A 16,017-nucleotide genomic window follows, 5' to 3' on the forward strand; every position below is an offset into this window, starting at 1 on the left:
CCATGTCACAGACTGACGCACACAGCGATATCGACCTCGATCCGGTCACGTTCGAGGTCCTGCGGAGTTCGTTTACGAACCTCGTCGACCGGATGGCCGAACAGATTCAGCGAACGTGTTACTCGTTCGTGATCTACAACCGCGACTTCAGCAACTGCCTGAACGACGCGGAGGGGAACACGGTAATGCAGGGCTCACAGGACATCGCCGTCCACGTCGGCACGCTTCATTACACCTGCAAGGAGACGCTCGAGTACTTCGAGGGCAACATCAATCCCGGAGACGTCTACATCGTCAACGACCCGTATCTGGGGGCAACACACATCAACGACGTCCGGATCATGCGGCCGGTGTTCTACGACGACGAACTGATCGCCGTCACGCAATCGAACGGCCACTGGGCCGACGTTGGTGGCCCGTCGCCGGGCTCGTTCAACATCGAGGCGAACAGCCACTTCGCCGAGGGCCTCCGGATTCCGCCGCTGAAAATCTGGGACCGCGGCGAGTTCCAGGACGACGTCGCTAACCTGTTAGTGACGAACATGCGCCTCTCGGAAGACCGCATGGGCGACCTGCGCGCCCAGACCGAAGCGACCAGAATCGCCGAAGAGCGCCTGCTCGAACTCGTCGACAAGTACGGCATCGACACCGTCAAAACGGCGTTCGACGAGTCGAAAAACTACGTCGAACGGATCATGCGCGAGCGGATCCGCGACCTGCCAGACGGCACGTGGCGAACGCAGGATTACATCGACGGCGACCCGGCGGACGAAGAGGGGTTCGTCACGATCGACGTCGAGATGACGATCGATGACGACGAGGTCCACTACGACCTCTCGGGATCGGACGAGTACATCGGTAACTTCCTGAACTCCACGTACGGCACGTCGTTTTCGGCGGTGATCGCCGGGACGAAGATGTTCTTCCCGGACGTGCCGCTCAACTCGGGAATGTACCGAGTGGTCGACGCGACGCTGCCGGAGGGAACCGTCGTCAACGCTCCCGAGCCAGTCCCCGTCACCGGATCGGTCGCGGGGGCGTACGAGAAGGTCATGAACGCCATCTTCGAGATGTGGTCGGAGGTGCTTCCGGAACGGGCGATGGCCTGTGCCTTCAATCTCGAGTATCTGCTCTCGGGTGGGACGGATCGTCGCCCAGACCGGGACGGCGAGGAGTTCATGTGGTACGACTGGATGGCCGGCGGCTGGGGCGGCCGCGACGGGTTAGACGGGGCGAACGCGACCGCGCCCGTCTTCGGGGCCGGACTGGCTGTCCAGTCGCTCGAGGGTCAAGAGCGGGACACGCCACTGTTGACGAGCCAGCACTCGATCGTCACGGATTCCGCCGGCCCCGGAGAGTTCCGGGGTGGCTGTGGCGTCGAGAAAGGCGGACGTTTGCTCGAGTGTGAAAACAGCGTCATCTCCTACTGTTCCGACCGGGCGTACTCGGTCACGTGGGGGTTAGACGGCGGACTGCCGGGCGTGCCCCACGGCGTTACCGTCACACGTGCAGACGGGGATCCCAAAGACCTCGGCACCGTGTTCTCGAACAGGCCAATCGAGACTGGCGATCAGTTCACCCGACCGTCTTCCGGCGGTGGCGGCTTTGGCGATCCGCTCGAGCGCGACCCCGACGCGGTCCGCGAGGACGTCATCGACGACTACGTCTCGATCGAACGCGCAGCGAAAGATTACGGTGTGGTGATCGACGCGATCGATCCAGAGCTGTGCGAGTACGAGATCGATCACGAAGCGACGGCGGCAAAACGCGACCACATCCGCGAGCACCGCGAGGGCTGGCTCGAGGAAGACCCCGAGTCGGTCGCCGAACGGTACCGCGCAGGCGAACTCGACCAGCTGGATCTCGTCCGACAGTACGGCGTGATCCTCGAGTGGGAGACAGGCGAACTCCTCGAGCGAACGACGGCCCAGTTCCGCGAGATGCTCGAGCGGCGAGCCGTGACAGAGTGGCGCTGAGACGGTCTGCTGTACCGATGTACCGCCGCACACCAGCGGCGGAGTCGGTGATCGGCGGGACGTGACGACAGCAGACCATATGAGACGGCGCCACCGCCCATCTTGTCGATACCACGACGAAATGTTTTTTATGATAGACTGTCTCAACCACACTGCTGTCGATCGCCTGCCGTCGCCGACCCACTAACGGCCAGTCAGCCCGCGGCAGGCATTCGAGGCGAGACATAGATGAGCACCACCACCATCAAACAGCTATCGACCGAGGACGACCTGCGCACAGGGTTTCCAATCCTCAACGAACTGCGGACACATCTGGACGAAGACCTGTTTTTCGAACTGTACGAGCAGATGCACGAAGAAGGGTATCGACTGTTCGGCCTCTACGATAATAACGAGCTCGTCGCCGTCGCTGGCGTCACCATCTCGACCAACTTCTATCTGGGCAAACACGCCTACGTCTACGACCTCGTGACGACTGAATCCCGGCGCTCGGAGGGGTTCGGCGAACAGCTCCTCTCGTTTGTCCACGACTGGGCAGCGACGGAAGGCTGTGAGGCAGTCGAGCTCGAGTCAGGACTCTGGCGTGACGATGCACACCGATTCTACACCGACGCACTCGGCTACGACAAGTACTGCTACTCGTTTAAATACGAGCTCACGGGCGACGACAGCGAAGCAGGCGAGTAGTCGACGCTTCTACGGAGACAGTCAGTTGGATCCGTCGACAACGTTCTCGGTCATTTCCTCGGACATGTTGGCGACTGTCCGCGCACTGGTCTGGAGTTCTTTCATCACAAACGTCGACGCGGTCTCGTTGACGCCATCGATCGTCACGATCTCGTCGATAAGGTCGTTCATCTGCTCGCGGTCCTGGACCCGGGAGTGGACGATAAAGTCGACGTCGCCCATCGTATAGTACACCTGAAACACGCCGTCGATCTCGGTGAGCGAACGACCGATATCCTCGGCGTACCCACTCTCGTGGGCCACCGACACCTCTGTAATAACCACCATATTGAGTCCGAGTGCAAGCGGGTCGATATCCGCCGACACCGAGGTGATAATGTCGGCGTCTTTGAGCTTGTTCAGCCGATAGTGAACCGCCGATTTCGACAGCTCGAGGTCCGTTGCTAGCTCAGCGAGATTGACATCGGCATCGCGCTCGACGCGCTCGAGAATCGCGATATCCGTTTCGTCGATGGCCGGCCGGTCGTTGGGTTCCATAGCAGTTAGTTCGTCGGGGGACAGTTAAACGTGCGATTCCAGTCCGGACGCCTCGCCACGTCTGAGTCGCGACGAACACGCTCACTCGAGCGGACTGTCTCGGTCAGTCCATGGCCGCATCGGAGACCTCGAGTGCGACGTCGAGGGCTGCGACGGCCTCGTCGACATCGTCTTCGGTGATCGGCAGCGGCGGCGCGATGATGAGCGTGTTGATCATGTTGCCGACGTAGACGCCCTCCTCCCACGCGGCGGCGCTGACCTCGTCGACGACAGTCGACCCCATCGAGATCTTATCAGAACGGTGGCCGAACGGAACACGCTCGTCGGGATCTTTCGTCAACTCGACGCCGCGGAAGAGGCCGACACCGCGCGTCTCGCCGACGCTTGGATGCTTTGCTGCGAGTTCCTCGAGGCGCTCCCCGAGATACTCCCCGACGCGGTTGGCGTGTGAGATCAGGTCCTGGTCCTGATAGCTGGTGACTGCAGCGAGGCCAGCAGCACAGGCGACCGGGTGACCCGCGTAGGTATGGCCGTGACAGAACATCTCATCTTCGAAGTGGGCGGCGATCTCGTCGGTGACGATCGTCGCACCGAGCGGCGCATAGGCCCCGCTGAGCCCTTTCGCCATCGACATAATGTCGGGTGTCACGTCGAAAACGTCACAGCCGAACCACTCACCAGTGCGACCGAAGCCGCTCATCACCTCGTCGCAGATGAGCAACGCGCCGTGGTCGTGGGCGATCTCTTTGAGTCGGGGGAGATACTCCTTCGGCGGGACGAGAATGCCGTTCGAGCCGACGACGGGTTCGACAAGCACCGCCGCGACGGTGTCGCCCTCGAGCATCAGCATCTCGTCGATGTACTCGAGACTCTCCATTGGCTCGAGCGTCGAGCCGTAGGCGTACGGGTCGGGGGCTTTGATCGAACCGGGGACGCCGGGTTCGGACATCAGCCGGCGCGGGTCGCCCGTGACACTGATCGAGCCGGCGGTGGCGCCGTGATAGGAGCGGTACCGTGAGATGATCTTCTGTTTGCCCGTGTACATGCGGGCGATCTTGATCGCGGCCTCAACGGCCTCCGTCCCACTGGTCGAGAAGAACGTCCTCGAGAGGTTCCCTGGCGTTACCTCCGCGAGTTTTTCGCCGAGTTTCGCCCGCGGTTCGGTCGTAAATCCTGGGGCGAAGTATGCGCCCTCGCGGGCCTGTTCGGCCATCGCGTCAGCGACGGTGTCCGCGGAGTGGCCGAGGTTCGAGCACATGAGCTGGCCCGAGAAATCGATGTACTCACTGCCGTCTGCAGTAGTGAATCGAACACCCGAGCCACCGGTTACCTCCGTCGGGGAAACCTCGCTCTGGTAGGACCAGGTCCCGAACACGTACTGTTTATCGAGCCGTTCAGTCTCGGTTGCGCCCTCTGGGAGCGCATCGTCGGATGATTGTGTATCTGACATTGATATGCTCCACGTTGTCTCTCATACTGCATTAATCTTTATCAAAACCTCACCTCAGTAGACTGTTGTTCAATGAGCCGAGCATCTATGAAACCGTTTTCAGTAGTTTTTGAATATAGCAGAACAGCGTAGAATGAATCCCGAAGAGTTATTTCACTAGTCGTGGTATCTGGCCCCATGGTTGAGCTAGAATCACTCTCGGAGACAGGAGACGTACAGAACTACGTCGGCGGCACGTGGACACGTCCAGACGGCAGCGACGGACAACAGGTCATCAATCCAGCGACCGGCGAGGAACTCGCGTTCGTCCCGTTCAGCACCGAATCGGACGTCGACGACGCCGTCGCAACCGGTCTCGAGGCGTTCGAAGAGTGGTCGACGACGCCCGTCGAAGAGCGAATCCAGCCGCTGTTTGCGCTGAAAGGACTGCTCGAGGACCACCAGGACGAACTGGCCGAAATCCTCGTCGAAGAACACGGAAAGACCCTAGCGGAAGCCCGTGGGGAGCTCCGTCGCGGCATCGAGAACGTCGAAGTCGCCTGTGGCATCCCGTCGATGATGCAGAGTGGATCCCTGCTGAACGCGGCTCCCGGGATCGATGAGAGCGCCGTTCGCAAACCGCTCGGCGTCTTCGCAGCCATCACCCCGTTCAACTTCCCGGGTATGATCCCGCTGTGGTTCCTGCCATACGCCGTCGCAACCGGTAACAGCTTCATTCTGAAGCCGAGCGAACGCGATCCGCTGGTGGCCCAGCGCATGTTCGAACTCATCGACGAGGCTGGCTTCCCCGACGGTGTCGTCCAGTTTGTCAACGGGAGCGTCGACACGGTAACGGCGCTGCTTGAGCACGAGGACATCGCCGGCATCTCCTTTGTCGGCAGCACTCCAGTCGCGAAACACGTCTACGAGACCGCCGCCGCACACGGCAAACGCGTTCAGGCACAGGGTGGCGCGAAAAACCACATCATCGTCACCGAAACCGCAGACCTCGAGTTCGCCGCCGAAAAGACGATCGCGTCGGCGTGTGCCTGTGCCGGCGAACGGTGTCTCGCCAACGACGTCGTCGTCGTCGAAGAAGGTGTGTACGACGAGTTCGAGGAACTGGTACTCGAGAAAGCCGAAGCCCAGACGGTTGGCTATGGGCTCGATGAGGGCGTCGACATCGGCGCGCTGATCACGCCAGAACACGAGCAGAACGTCCGCAACTTCATCGAAACCGGCGTCAGCGAGGGTGCCGAACTCCTCCTCGATGGTCGCGACGTCACTGTTGAGGGCTACGAGGACGGTAACTTCCTCGCGCCCACCGTGTTCGGCGGTCTGACGACTGACATGGTCATCACTCGAGAGGAGATCTTCGGCCCGGTGCTCGGACTGATGGCTGTCGAGGACATGGACGAGGCACTCGAGGTGTTGAACCAGAGCAAGTTCGGCAACGCGGCGAGTCTCTTCACGGGCAGTGGCCTCGACGCCCGCAAGTTCCGCCACCGCGCCGACGTGGGGAACCTCGGCGTCAACGTGGGCACCTCCGCCCCGATGGCCTTCTTCCACTTCGGTGGCCAACGGGACTCGTTCTTCGGCGACCTCCACGCCCAGGGCGAGGACATGATCCACTTCTACACGGACAAGAACGTCTACATCGAGCGCTGGCCAGACAACTGAGCTAGCAGCGTCGCCGCCGGCCTTCGGCCCTTATCCGCTTCTAAAAAAGAGGCGCCCTCGAGTGCCTACTCGGCTTTGAACTCGGCGAAGACGTCGATCACTTCCGTGACGTTCGGACCGAGTGAGTACAGCGACGGTTCGGTACAGCCGGCCTCACAGTAGTCGGCAACCTTCTGAACACAGTCCTCAGGTGTGCCAGCGGCGACGATGTTCGTGACGACCTCGTCGGGCACCAGTCGACTAGCGCGCTCGATATCCTCGGCCGAAGCGGGCCAGCCACCGAGTTCCTCGCCGACCTGCTCGCCCACTTCGGGGTCGATCCCCGACGCTTTCGTGATGTGGGGCTGTTGGCCGATGTACTGGGTGACCAGCCCACGAGCGTTGTCGATGGCAACGTCCGCGTCCTCGTCCATCGACACGGCGATCAGCTGTGGCCGGTCGACGTCGTCGATCGTCCCGCCCTGTTTCTCGACGCCCTCGGTGAGCTTCTCCATCGCCCGTTCGTTGTGCTCCGGCGGGATCAAGTAGTTCATGTAGACGCCGTCGATGGTGCCGTTGCCGACCAGTTCGCCGGCCATCTTGTTCATCGTTAGCCCGGTCGCACCGATGTAGATCGGCACCGTCCGCGGTTCGGCGTTGGCCCGCACCAGATCGAGTTCGATATCCTCGACCTGGATGTACTGCCCGTCGTAGGTAACGGTCTCGAGGTCGAGGAGCTTCCTGAGCACGGTACAGTACTCCCACATGTAGCGAAGCGGGTTCTGGCGGTCGATTCCCACTTTGCTCGCAAGCGGATCCCACCAGGCGCCGATGCCGAGCATTGCCCGGCCGCCGGACAGTTCATCAAGCGTCGAGAACGTCTGGGCCATCAGGGCGACGTTTCGCGTGTAGCAGTTGGTCACGCCCGGTCCGAACCTGACCGAGTCAGTCACCTGCGTGTACGCCCCCATGATCGTCATCGCATCACGAACCAGTCGCGACTCACCCTGCCAGACCGAATCAAACCCCTTTGACTCGGCGTACTTTGCGTACTCGATCTCGTCGGCGACGTTCTCGCTCTCCCAGTTCCAGATGCCGAGTCGATCGAACGTCGGATCGCTCATTTCGCACCTCCGGCGAGGTCAACGGCAGCGTTCGCAATCGTCGACGCCGCCTTGTAGCAGTCGTCCCAACTCGTGTACTCCGACTCGTTGTGGCTCTTGCCGTTCTCGCTCACCGCGAACACCATTCCCGTATCGCAGATACTGTGCATATGTGTTGCGTCGTGTCCCGCGCCGCTGAAGATTTGCATGCTATCGTACCCAAGTTCGTCCGCAGCCGTCTGGACCGCATCGACACACCCGTCAGCGAACTGGACCGCCGGGGCGCGCATTCGGTCGTCGTACTCCCACTCGAGGCCCTCCCGCTCGGCGGCCCACTCGGCCTCCTCGAGAACGCGCCGACGGGCCTCCTCGATCACGTCGTCGGAGGGATCACGGAACCCCCACGTGAACGTGACTTCCTCGGGGATGATGTTGATCGAGTTCGGCTTGGCGTCGATGTAACCGGTCGTCCCGACCGTGCGCTCGCCCAGCGTGCTCGGAATGCGTCGGATCTGGCTGATCACGTCGGCTGCAGCGACGAGCGCGTCCTGTCGGTAGTGCATCGGCGTCGGCCCGGAGTGGTCGGCCTCGCCGTAGAACGTGACCGCTCCCCACGTGAAGCCGACGATCCCCGTGACGACGCCGACGTCTTTCTCGTTTTCCTCGAGATACGGCCCCTGCTCGACGTGGAGTTCGAGATACGCCTCGTACTCCTCGGGCGGCTCGCAGGGTTCCTCGCCCTTGTATCCGATGCGCTCGAGTTCGTCTTCGAACACGGTTCCATCGACGTCGGTCTTGGCGTACTCTTCCTCGAGGTCGTGTGCGCCGGCCCAGACGCCGCTGCCCTGCATTGCGGGCTGGAACCGCGACCCTTCCTCGTTGGTCCAGTTGACGATCTCGATGGGGTGGGTGGTCTCGATCTCATTGTCGTTGAGCGTCCGGATCAGCTCCAGGGCTGCGATGACGCCGAGTGCACCGTCGTAGATACCGCCGTAGGGCTGCGAGTCGAGATGGGAGCCGACTAGCACCGGCTTCGCATCAGGATCGGTCCCCGCACGGCGTCCGAACATGTTTCCGAACTCGTCAACACGGACTGTCAGCCCCGCTGCAGTCATCTGGTCGGCGAACCAATCACGGATCTCCTTGTCCTCGTCGGAGAGTGCGAGCCTGTGTAAGCCACCGTCGGCAGTCGCGCCGATCTCGGCTTGCTCTTTCATTGTCGATACAAAGCGCTCTCGCTGTAACGAAATGGGCATACAGCTACCTCTCGGGAGTTACAGATAAGCCTTTGTGTGAAAACAACACGCACATTCATGACGAACGGAAACGTCGTCGCTACGAAAACGTAATATCGAGTTCGAGTTCGTTGACCGTACCCAACAGCATCGACGGCACTTCTTCGGTGAACCAGTCGCCTTGCATCCGATACGTCGGCCCCGAGAGGCTGATTGCACCGAGTACCGCTCCCGACTGTTCCAGCACCGGCACGCCGACGGCGGTCAACCCCTTCGTATACTCCTCCTCGTTGAACACGTAGTTCTGTTCCCGCGCAACCTCCAGTTCCGTCCGTAGCTCGTCGACGTCCGTGACTGTATACTCGGTGAACTGCTCGAGTTCAAGTTCCGCGAGCAACGCTTCCATGTACGGCACGGGTAGCGCGCTGAGAATCGCCTTTCCTGCGGCAGTCGCATGGAGGGGGACGCGTTCGCCGATATCCGAATTCGTTTTCACGCCATACTCACCCGTCTCGCGGTGAACGTAGACTCCCTTCCCGTGTTCTTCGATGATGAACTGCGCGCGTTCGCCGGTCCGTTCGGCCAGTCGGCTCACTTTGTCGTAGGTGAGTCGATACGCCTCTTTTCGCCATCTGGCGTGCTCGCCGAGTCTGAGAAACTGGAGACTGAGATAGTACTCGTTGCCCTCTTTGACGACGTACTCGTGCTGGTGCATCGTCGACAGATGGTCATGAACGGTGCTTTTTGGCATATCGAGTCGCGTCGCAACTTCGGTCACGCGTGCGCCGTTGAGTTCGTCCAGAACGTGGATGATCTCGAACAGCCGATCAACGGACTTTACTGACGAACCTGGTTCGACGCTTGCCATGTTATGTTATACAATACCACTATACCTAAATGACCGTTTCGCTGTTCAAGTCGATGATATTGGGAATCTCCTTATATAATTAGAACAGGATTCACGGCGACCAGTGCACACCAAGTTGGACGATCCACCGGTTTCGTCGGTCCCTCCAACGCGAATCTTTTTGCCGCTCTCGAGCGACATCGTGGTATCCACACGGGCGAACCGACACGCGACTCGTCCGCGATGGACCACCCGACCATGCCAGCTGAGACACCAGACGTTTACGATCGTGCAGGACTGGACAATGAAATCGGCTACGGCGACACGCCCGCACTGATCGTCGTCGATCTGCAACAGGGCTTTACGGATCCGTCGTGTCCGCTCGGTGGCGACCTCACAGGCGTCGTCGAGCGAACGAACGCGCTCCTCGAGGCCGCTCACGACGCCGACTGTCCCGTCGTCGCAACCCGGGTCATCACCACCCACCCGGAGGCAGCTGACCTCGGGACCTGGGTAGAAAAGATCCCCACACTCGAGATACTGGCTGCAGGCTCCGAGTGGGTCGCATTCGACGACCGACTCGAGCTTCAAGCCGACGATCACCGACTGGACAAGCGACAGGCGAGTGCGTTTCACGAGACTGAACTCCACTCGATGTTGTCTGCGTGGGGCGTCGATACGCTCATCGTCGCTGGCTGTACAACCAGCGGCTGCATCCGCGCGACAGCCGTCGACGGCTGTGCCCACGGCTTTCGCGTGATCGTCCCCGAGGGAAGCGTCGGCGACCGACTCGAGGAGCCACACGCGGCGAACCTCTTCGATATCCACGCGAAGTACGGCGACGTCAAACCAGTCGACGAGGTGTGTGAGTATCTACACGACAGCTGAAGCTGAGCTAGTGCATCGCGTCCCCACCGTCGGGGCTGAGCGTCTGGCCCGTATAATAGCTGCTCTCCTCGGAGGCGAGGAAGACGACCGTCGGGACGATATCTTCGACTTCGCCGAGTCGGTCCATCGGAAGCTGTGCCGCTTTCGCCTCGCGCCACTCCTCGCTGATGTCGTCTAATAGTTCGGTCTGAACTGGGCCCGGCGCGACGGCGTTGACTCGGACCGTCGGCGAGACTTCACGTGCGAGCGCTCGAGTCATCGCGATCACGCCACCTTTGGCGGCCGAGTAGTGGACTAACTCTTCGCCGCCAACGATTCCGAGCTGTGAAGCAACGTTGATGATCGAGCCGCTGCCCGCCTCGAGCATTCCTGGGAGGGCAAACCGGGTCGGGAGAAACGTCCCACGCAAGTCTACGGCGATCGTTTCGTCCCACATCTCGACTGGCATCTCCGCGAGCGGAGACTGTGTGAGGATTCCCGCATTGTTGACGAGGATGTCGAGTGACCCGAACGTGGATTCGAACGTGTCGATCATCGACTCGACAGCTGCGGCGTCGCTGACATCAGCTTCGAACGTTCGTGCGTTTCCGCCGTTCGCTTCGATCGTCTCAACGACATCATTGGCGTGTGTCGGCTCCTCCTGTGGTGGATAATTAACGCCGACGGTCGCTCCTTCTGTAGCTAACCCTTCGGCAATGCCACGTCCGATACCTTTGCTCGCACCCGTAACGAGCGCCTGTCTACCGTCTAATCGACCCATGCAGAACAGTCCCACACGAACCGTATAACTGTTTATGTCAATTGTGTTATAAAGCGAGTCTTACCCATAACTGCGTAGAGAGTGTGGCGTATTCTATAGGCAGTACAGGGCGAGAACCCCGAGGCCTGATCTCGAGGTTATTGACAATGGATGCAGGCAGAGATCACGGGCCACCGTGCCCACGGTCGTTTACGACATCTACTGGATATCTGATACCGCTGTCCGGTCGAATGCCATTTATTCTGCAAGACGGTTGTACAGTGTTCCGAACAGGTATCCGAGAACGAACGCATCGATGAAACCCAGAACGGTTCCCCAGACGAGATTCCCTGGTTCATGGCTGTATCCCGGATAGAGGTCTGCTAGTAACAGTCGCCATCGCTCTCCGTAGTCCGTTCCGGCGGCAAGTTCGAGAAAGGCAACCGCTAAACCCCACAAAATTCCGGCCGAAAGGCCGAGTGCTCGTGCATCGACTTTCCCTGTGGACTGGGCAGGTTCGTCCGGGGACGGACTGATCAGCTTTTGAATTGATGTCTGTGATTCGCTCATACGATCCCAAGATCCACCTGTTAAGTGAAAATACTAGGGTGTCGTAGAAGAGCAATCGGTTGGTTAAGCGGCGGATTTTCCGGCCACTACTGCTGATGAACGTCAACGAAATCGCTACAGAGCAGGGATGAGAACTCTTTCGTGACACTCTCGTTTATATCAGTGACAGTTACAGTAGTTCAGATCCGCTCGTACGATAGTACCAGATTCATGAGGGGTTCCTTTACAGTTAAGCCCTTCCTCGCTCTCTGTAGTGAGTATGGCAGAGTATAGCATTAGAGTTGTTAACGCACGTGTCGTCACACCATCCGGAACCATAACTGGCGGAATAGCCGCAAGCGACGGGAAAATCACTGCAGTCGGGTCAAACAGTTCACTTCCTGAGGCCGAACAGACGATCGACGCCGAGGGGAACTACCTCATCCCGGGAGTCATCTGTCCACACAATCACATGGGCATCTCACGGTACGAGCATGACTATCACACCCAGTACGAACTCGACATGGAGACCGAGACAAAAGCCTGTCTCGCCGGCGGTGTGACGTCGTTCTTTACGTTCCTCCTCCAAGAGGAGCCGTACGTACCCGATATGGACTTCTTCGTCGACACCGGCGAACAGGAGTCCTACATCGACTTCGGGTTCCACGCAATCGTTCATCAGGACCACCACGTCGATGAAATCGACGATCTCGCTTCGGAAGGGGTCCGGTCGTTTAAGCTGTTTTTCAACATGTACAAGACATCGGCTCCGGAGTTGGGAATCGGCCACTCCGACGCCGGACGTGTCTACACCGTCTTGAAAAAGACAGCCGAGATGGAGAACGCAGTCGTCATGTTCCACGCCGAAAACGACGATCTCGGTCCGGTAAAAGTCGAGGAGATCAAAGCGGAGGGCCGAGACGACCTCACGGCATGGGCCGACGCCTCACCGGGGATCAGTCAGGCGATGCAGATCGAACAGATCGGCATGCTCACCGAACACACCGGTGCGACGACGTACGTCGTCCACAACAGTATGGAAGAGACTGTCGACGCCCTCGGCCGGTACAACGAGCGCGGCGTCAGTATCCACGGCGAAACCCTGCCGAGTTTCCTCGCCAACCACTGTGAAGACGAGGACGTCGGCCTCTGGGGGAAGATCTCGCCACCGATCGGCTACAAAGAAGATCAGGAGGCGCTCTGGAAAGCCCTCCGAAACGGCACGTTCGACCACGTCGGCACCGACCACTGCCCGTACCAACTCGAGTTCAAAGGCCCTCGCGACGGCAGCGTCTGGGAGGCACCGCCGGGCGATCAGGGTCTGCAGACGTTCCTCCCGCTCATGCTTAGCGAAGGCGTGAACAAAAATCGGATCTCGATGGAGCGGATGGTCGAGGTTTGCTCGACGAACAACGCGAAACGGTTCGGCATCTATCCACGGAAAGGCGCACTCGTCGAAGGGGCAGACGCCGACGCCGTCATCGTCGACCTGAAAAAGGAGTTCACCGTCGATGAGGACTACCTCTACGGACTGGACAACCGCTGGTGTTCGGCGTTCGGCCGCGAACTCACCGGCGCGCCGACACACACAATCAAAGGTGGCGAACTCGTCGTTGAGGACAACCATGTACTCACCGAAGGCGGGATCGGTTCGTACCTGCCACGCTACGAAGACGGCGTTCCAGTGACCGAATGAACCGGTTCGAAGCCGACCGAAAGCCAGCTTGGAAACCTCATCTCGAGACACACCAGTACTGGTGCCAGGAGTTGAAGCCGACTCTGGACAGAAACTACCGGCAACAGTAGCCGCCACGCGTTACGCGTGAGTCCTTTCACGACTAGTCGTCGGACGAGATTGGCGTTCCGTCTGCCCGTGCCGGTGCCGGACTCTCATCGAGGCCGTCGTCCTCGGCGTATGGATACCACGTTCGCTTCGTATTGTGCATGTACGGATCGTCATAGGCCGTCTCCTCGGGTTCGATCAGCTCTGCGAGTTCGTCGTCGTCTCGAGCAGCAACGAACTCACGGAAGCTCTCTTCACCATCGCGAGCCTCGGCGAAGTTCTCGATCAAGTTCGCAATCGCTCCGGGGACTTCGTCCGCCGGGATGCGTTCAGCGACCCAGGAAGCAAACTGCGGGTTCTCCCCGAGCCCACCACCGAGTCCGATGTCGAGTGCTTCGACCGGTTCGCCGTCCTTGCGCGTTTTCATCCCACGGAGGGAGACGTCGGCGATCTGTGGCTGGGCACACGAGGCCGTACAGCCCGAGAGATGGATATGGAAGTTCTCGACACCCGCAGGGAGGGTGACGTTCTCCGTGAGCCACCGGCCGAATCGAACCTGCCGATTTTTCGTCTCCACGATCGACAGCGAACAGAACTCGGTTCCCGTACAGGCAATCGAGCCGCGCTGGAACGGATTCGGGTCGGGACTGTAGTCGTCGAGCACCGACTCCGCACGCAAGTCGTCGAGGGTCTCTGCAGGGACATCAGTGAAAATGATGTTCTGGCGCTGCGTGAGTCGCACTTCGCCCGAGCCGTACGTCTCCGCTGCGTCAGCGAGGTCGTAGGCGTCGTCGACGCCAATCCGTCCAACGAGGACGTTCAAGCCGACGTAGTAGTTTCCATCGACCTGCTCATGGACACCAACGTGGTCGTGTTTCCCGTCAGCCTCTCCTGCATTGTAGGAGTAGGACTCCCGGAGATCCTCTCCAGCCGTCTCGAGTTCGAAGTCGATGTACTCGTCTTGGAGCGTCTCTCGGACCTTCTCTGGCCCCCACTCATCGACGAGGAACTTCATGCGAGCGTTGTAGCGATTTTCGCGGTCACCGTAGTCGCGGAACAGCGCCGAGATCCCGCCTGCAATCTCGACAGCCTGTTCTGGCGTCGCGAAGACATCGATGTTCCGGGCGAAACGCGGTTCGTTACGCGAGAGCCCACCGCCGACGCGGATATTGTATCCCGTTACGGATTCCCCATCAATCTCCTTCTCGGCGGGTTCGAATGCCAGATCGTTGATATCGCCCTGTCCACAGCCTTCGTCACACCCCGTCACCGCCACCTTCCACTTTCGTGGGAGGTTCGAATGCGCCTCATTTCGCTTGAACGTGTCATGAAGGTCGGTCGCAAGGGCATCCGCGTCAACGTGCTCGTGTTTGTCCTTGCCAGCAACCGGGCAGCCCACGATATTTCGCCACGAGTCACCACAGGCCTGCACCGTCGAGAGACCAACCTCCTCGAGTCGGTCGAAGATTTCGGGGACGTCCTCGAGTCGAATCCAATGGAGCTGAATTGCCTGTCTCGTCGTCACGTCGATCCAGCCGTTCCCGAACTCGGGATTCTCGGCCGGGCCGCGTGAGAAATCGTCCGCGATTTCGACGAGCTGTCGGAACTGCCCTGGCTCGAGCACGCCACCCGGCGGCCCGATCCGCATCATAAAATACGATTCCTGACCCGCTCGCTGGTGATACAGGCCATACCATTTGAACCGCTCGAACCACGCGTCTTGTTCGTCGTCAGGAATTGCTTCCCAGCCCTCCTCGGCAAAGCGTTCGATCTCCGCACGGATATCCGTCCCGTAGAGTTCGTCCTTCCATTTCTCGACGTCGGTGACCATTCTATCCGTCCTATGATGGTGATGCCATAACCTTCTCTCTCTTCCGTCAGTTCTCCCCGCATCTCACTCCTCTCGGCAGTTCTCCCCGCTATTCGTCACACCCGGAAGATTTTGCCACGGTGGCTATCGAGATACTATAGTAACAACTGAAACGGATTGTACACAGATCACACAGCTTGTGCGATCAGATGTGCACTGACGGTCAGTGGCTACTATACTCCCCCGGCTCGAGCACCGACTGGACCGCTTCGGGATCGTAGGGCTCGAACGTCCCATCGACGATCCGACCCACGGGCAGCCGATCAATCGACGCCCGTTCACCACACTCGAGACACTGTCCCACCGTCTTCGCGAACACGATCGGGCCGTCGACACGGACATCAAGAAACGCCTCGAGAAGAACGTACGCAGGTTCGCAGTTACAAAATACGCCTCGAGAAAGCGTCCAGACGTCGCTTACGCTCACTTGGCGAGAATCGTTAACGCTGATCCACGCACCGTCGTCTAACGTTCGCAGTGCGATCGGCATACATGCCATATGCTCGCCAGAAGCCTTCCTCCATCGCCTTGTGCAACGCTTACCGATTCGGACAGAATCCGGAAATCTATGTCACTATTTTGATGGTGATGATGGACCGACCACGTACTGAGAAGATGTCGTTGCTAAATATGGTTTATATGAAAATAAGACTAGTGTTTGTAATAAATACAAAAACCGCAGACGGCTACAGCTGTAGCTGTCTGCGGCAAATGA

The 16,017-nt window shown here is 59.7% G+C and carries 14 protein-coding genes; 5 read left to right on the forward strand and 9 right to left on the reverse strand.

Annotation, left to right across the window (positions count from 1 at the left end):
* The first annotated feature begins 2 nt into the window (after positions 1–2).
* Both ACERJA_RS19340 and ACERJA_RS19345 read left to right on the forward strand, forming a co-directional pair.
* Positions 3–1,976: a hydantoinase B/oxoprolinase family protein gene (locus ACERJA_RS19340; RefSeq protein WP_373609850.1), complete on the forward strand. Its 1,974-nt coding sequence runs from the start codon at positions 3–5 to the stop codon at positions 1,974–1,976.
* 228 nt (positions 1,977–2,204) lie between these two features.
* Complete coding sequence (locus tag ACERJA_RS19345; RefSeq protein ID WP_373609851.1) at positions 2,205–2,663, forward strand: GNAT family N-acetyltransferase; 459 nt, start codon at positions 2,205–2,207, stop codon at positions 2,661–2,663.
* A gap of 21 nt (positions 2,664–2,684) precedes the next feature.
* On the opposite strand, the gene ACERJA_RS19350 is transcribed toward ACERJA_RS19345, so the two are convergent.
* Positions 2,685–3,200, reverse strand: coding sequence for an Lrp/AsnC family transcriptional regulator (locus ACERJA_RS19350; RefSeq protein WP_373609852.1), 516 nt, complete (start codon positions 3,198–3,200; stop codon positions 2,685–2,687).
* Positions 3,201–3,303: 103 nt separating this feature from the next.
* On the reverse strand, positions 3,304–4,650 hold the full coding sequence (locus ACERJA_RS19355; protein WP_373609853.1) for an aspartate aminotransferase family protein: 1,347 nt from the start codon (positions 4,648–4,650) through the stop codon (positions 3,304–3,306).
* A 177-nt stretch (positions 4,651–4,827) separates the two neighbouring features.
* Here ACERJA_RS19355 and ACERJA_RS19360 point away from each other — a divergent pair, with 177 nt between their 5' ends.
* A complete protein-coding gene (locus ACERJA_RS19360) occupies positions 4,828–6,309 on the forward strand; it encodes a CoA-acylating methylmalonate-semialdehyde dehydrogenase (protein WP_373609854.1) in 1,482 nt (493 codons plus the stop codon).
* Positions 6,310–6,374: 65 nt separating this feature from the next.
* On the opposite strand, the gene ACERJA_RS19365 is transcribed toward ACERJA_RS19360, so the two are convergent.
* The 3 genes from ACERJA_RS19365 to ACERJA_RS19375 form a co-directional block, all read right to left on the reverse strand.
* Positions 6,375–7,412 (reverse strand): LLM class flavin-dependent oxidoreductase, encoded by a 1,038-nt coding sequence (locus ACERJA_RS19365; protein ID WP_373609855.1) that lies wholly within the window; start codon positions 7,410–7,412, stop codon positions 6,375–6,377.
* Positions 7,409–8,647, reverse strand: a complete 1,239-nt coding sequence (locus ACERJA_RS19370; protein ID WP_373609856.1) for a Zn-dependent hydrolase — start codon at positions 8,645–8,647, stop codon at positions 7,409–7,411. The genes ACERJA_RS19365 and ACERJA_RS19370 overlap by 4 nt, the downstream gene beginning before the upstream one ends.
* 79 nt (positions 8,648–8,726) lie before the next feature.
* Positions 8,727–9,494, reverse strand: coding sequence for an IclR family transcriptional regulator (locus tag ACERJA_RS19375; RefSeq protein WP_006068103.1), 768 nt, complete (start codon positions 9,492–9,494; stop codon positions 8,727–8,729).
* Between the two features lie 237 nt (positions 9,495–9,731).
* On the opposite strand from ACERJA_RS19375, the gene ACERJA_RS19380 reads away from it, so the two are divergent.
* On the forward strand, positions 9,732–10,361 hold the full coding sequence (locus tag ACERJA_RS19380; RefSeq protein WP_373609857.1) for an isochorismatase family protein: 630 nt from the start codon (positions 9,732–9,734) through the stop codon (positions 10,359–10,361).
* A 7-nt stretch (positions 10,362–10,368) separates the two neighbouring features.
* Here ACERJA_RS19380 and ACERJA_RS19385 read toward each other — a convergent pair whose 3' ends face one another.
* Positions 10,369–11,121, reverse strand: coding sequence for an SDR family NAD(P)-dependent oxidoreductase (locus ACERJA_RS19385; RefSeq protein WP_373609858.1), 753 nt, complete (start codon positions 11,119–11,121; stop codon positions 10,369–10,371).
* A 237-nt stretch (positions 11,122–11,358) separates the two neighbouring features.
* Positions 11,359–11,670, reverse strand: coding sequence for a bacteriophage holin (locus tag ACERJA_RS19390; RefSeq protein WP_373609859.1), 312 nt, complete (start codon positions 11,668–11,670; stop codon positions 11,359–11,361).
* A gap of 328 nt (positions 11,671–11,998) precedes the next feature.
* On the opposite strand from ACERJA_RS19390, the gene ACERJA_RS19395 reads away from it, so the two are divergent.
* Positions 11,999–13,345 (forward strand): dihydroorotase family protein, encoded by a 1,347-nt coding sequence (locus tag ACERJA_RS19395; protein ID WP_373609861.1) that lies wholly within the window; start codon positions 11,999–12,001, stop codon positions 13,343–13,345.
* 142 nt (positions 13,346–13,487) lie between these two features.
* Here the strand turns inward: ACERJA_RS19395 and ACERJA_RS19400 are convergent, their stop codons facing one another.
* Both ACERJA_RS19400 and ACERJA_RS19405 read right to left on the reverse strand, forming a co-directional pair.
* On the reverse strand, positions 13,488–15,263 hold the full coding sequence (locus tag ACERJA_RS19400) for a nitrite/sulfite reductase (RefSeq protein ID WP_373609860.1): 1,776 nt from the start codon (positions 15,261–15,263) through the stop codon (positions 13,488–13,490).
* A 202-nt stretch (positions 15,264–15,465) separates the two neighbouring features.
* A complete protein-coding gene (locus tag ACERJA_RS19405; protein ID WP_373609862.1) occupies positions 15,466–15,792 on the reverse strand; it encodes a hypothetical protein in 327 nt (108 codons plus the stop codon).
* Positions 15,793–16,017: the final 225 nt, after the last annotated feature.

Source organism: Natronorubrum sp. A-ect3 (assembly GCF_041821125.1).
Taxonomy (GTDB): Archaea; Halobacteriota; Halobacteria; order Halobacteriales; family Natrialbaceae; genus Natronorubrum; species Natronorubrum bangense.

Coding starts and splice junctions, on each gene's coding strand:
- ACERJA_RS19390 (WP_373609859.1), bottom strand. CDS start 11,670: ATGAGCGAATCACAGACATCAATTCAAAAGCTGATCAGTCCGTCCCCG.
- ACERJA_RS19355 (WP_373609853.1), bottom strand. CDS start 4,650: ATGTCAGATACACAATCATCCGACGATGCGCTCCCAGAGGGCGCAACC.
- ACERJA_RS19385 (WP_373609858.1), bottom strand. CDS start 11,121: ATGGGTCGATTAGACGGTAGACAGGCGCTCGTTACGGGTGCGAGCAAA.
- ACERJA_RS19360 (WP_373609854.1), top strand. CDS start 4,828: ATGGTTGAGCTAGAATCACTCTCGGAGACAGGAGACGTACAGAACTAC.
- ACERJA_RS19405 (WP_373609862.1), bottom strand. CDS start 15,792: ATGCCGATCGCACTGCGAACGTTAGACGACGGTGCGTGGATCAGCGTT.
- ACERJA_RS19350 (WP_373609852.1), bottom strand. CDS start 3,200: ATGGAACCCAACGACCGGCCGGCCATCGACGAAACGGATATCGCGATT.
- ACERJA_RS19345 (WP_373609851.1), top strand. CDS start 2,205: ATGAGCACCACCACCATCAAACAGCTATCGACCGAGGACGACCTGCGC.
- ACERJA_RS19340 (WP_373609850.1), top strand. CDS start 3: ATGTCACAGACTGACGCACACAGCGATATCGACCTCGATCCGGTCACG.
- ACERJA_RS19375 (WP_006068103.1), bottom strand. CDS start 9,494: ATGGCAAGCGTCGAACCAGGTTCGTCAGTAAAGTCCGTTGATCGGCTG.
- ACERJA_RS19365 (WP_373609855.1), bottom strand. CDS start 7,412: ATGAGCGATCCGACGTTCGATCGACTCGGCATCTGGAACTGGGAGAGC.
- ACERJA_RS19400 (WP_373609860.1), bottom strand. CDS start 15,263: ATGGTCACCGACGTCGAGAAATGGAAGGACGAACTCTACGGGACGGAT.
- ACERJA_RS19370 (WP_373609856.1), bottom strand. CDS start 8,647: ATGCCCATTTCGTTACAGCGAGAGCGCTTTGTATCGACAATGAAAGAG.
- ACERJA_RS19380 (WP_373609857.1), top strand. CDS start 9,732: ATGCCAGCTGAGACACCAGACGTTTACGATCGTGCAGGACTGGACAAT.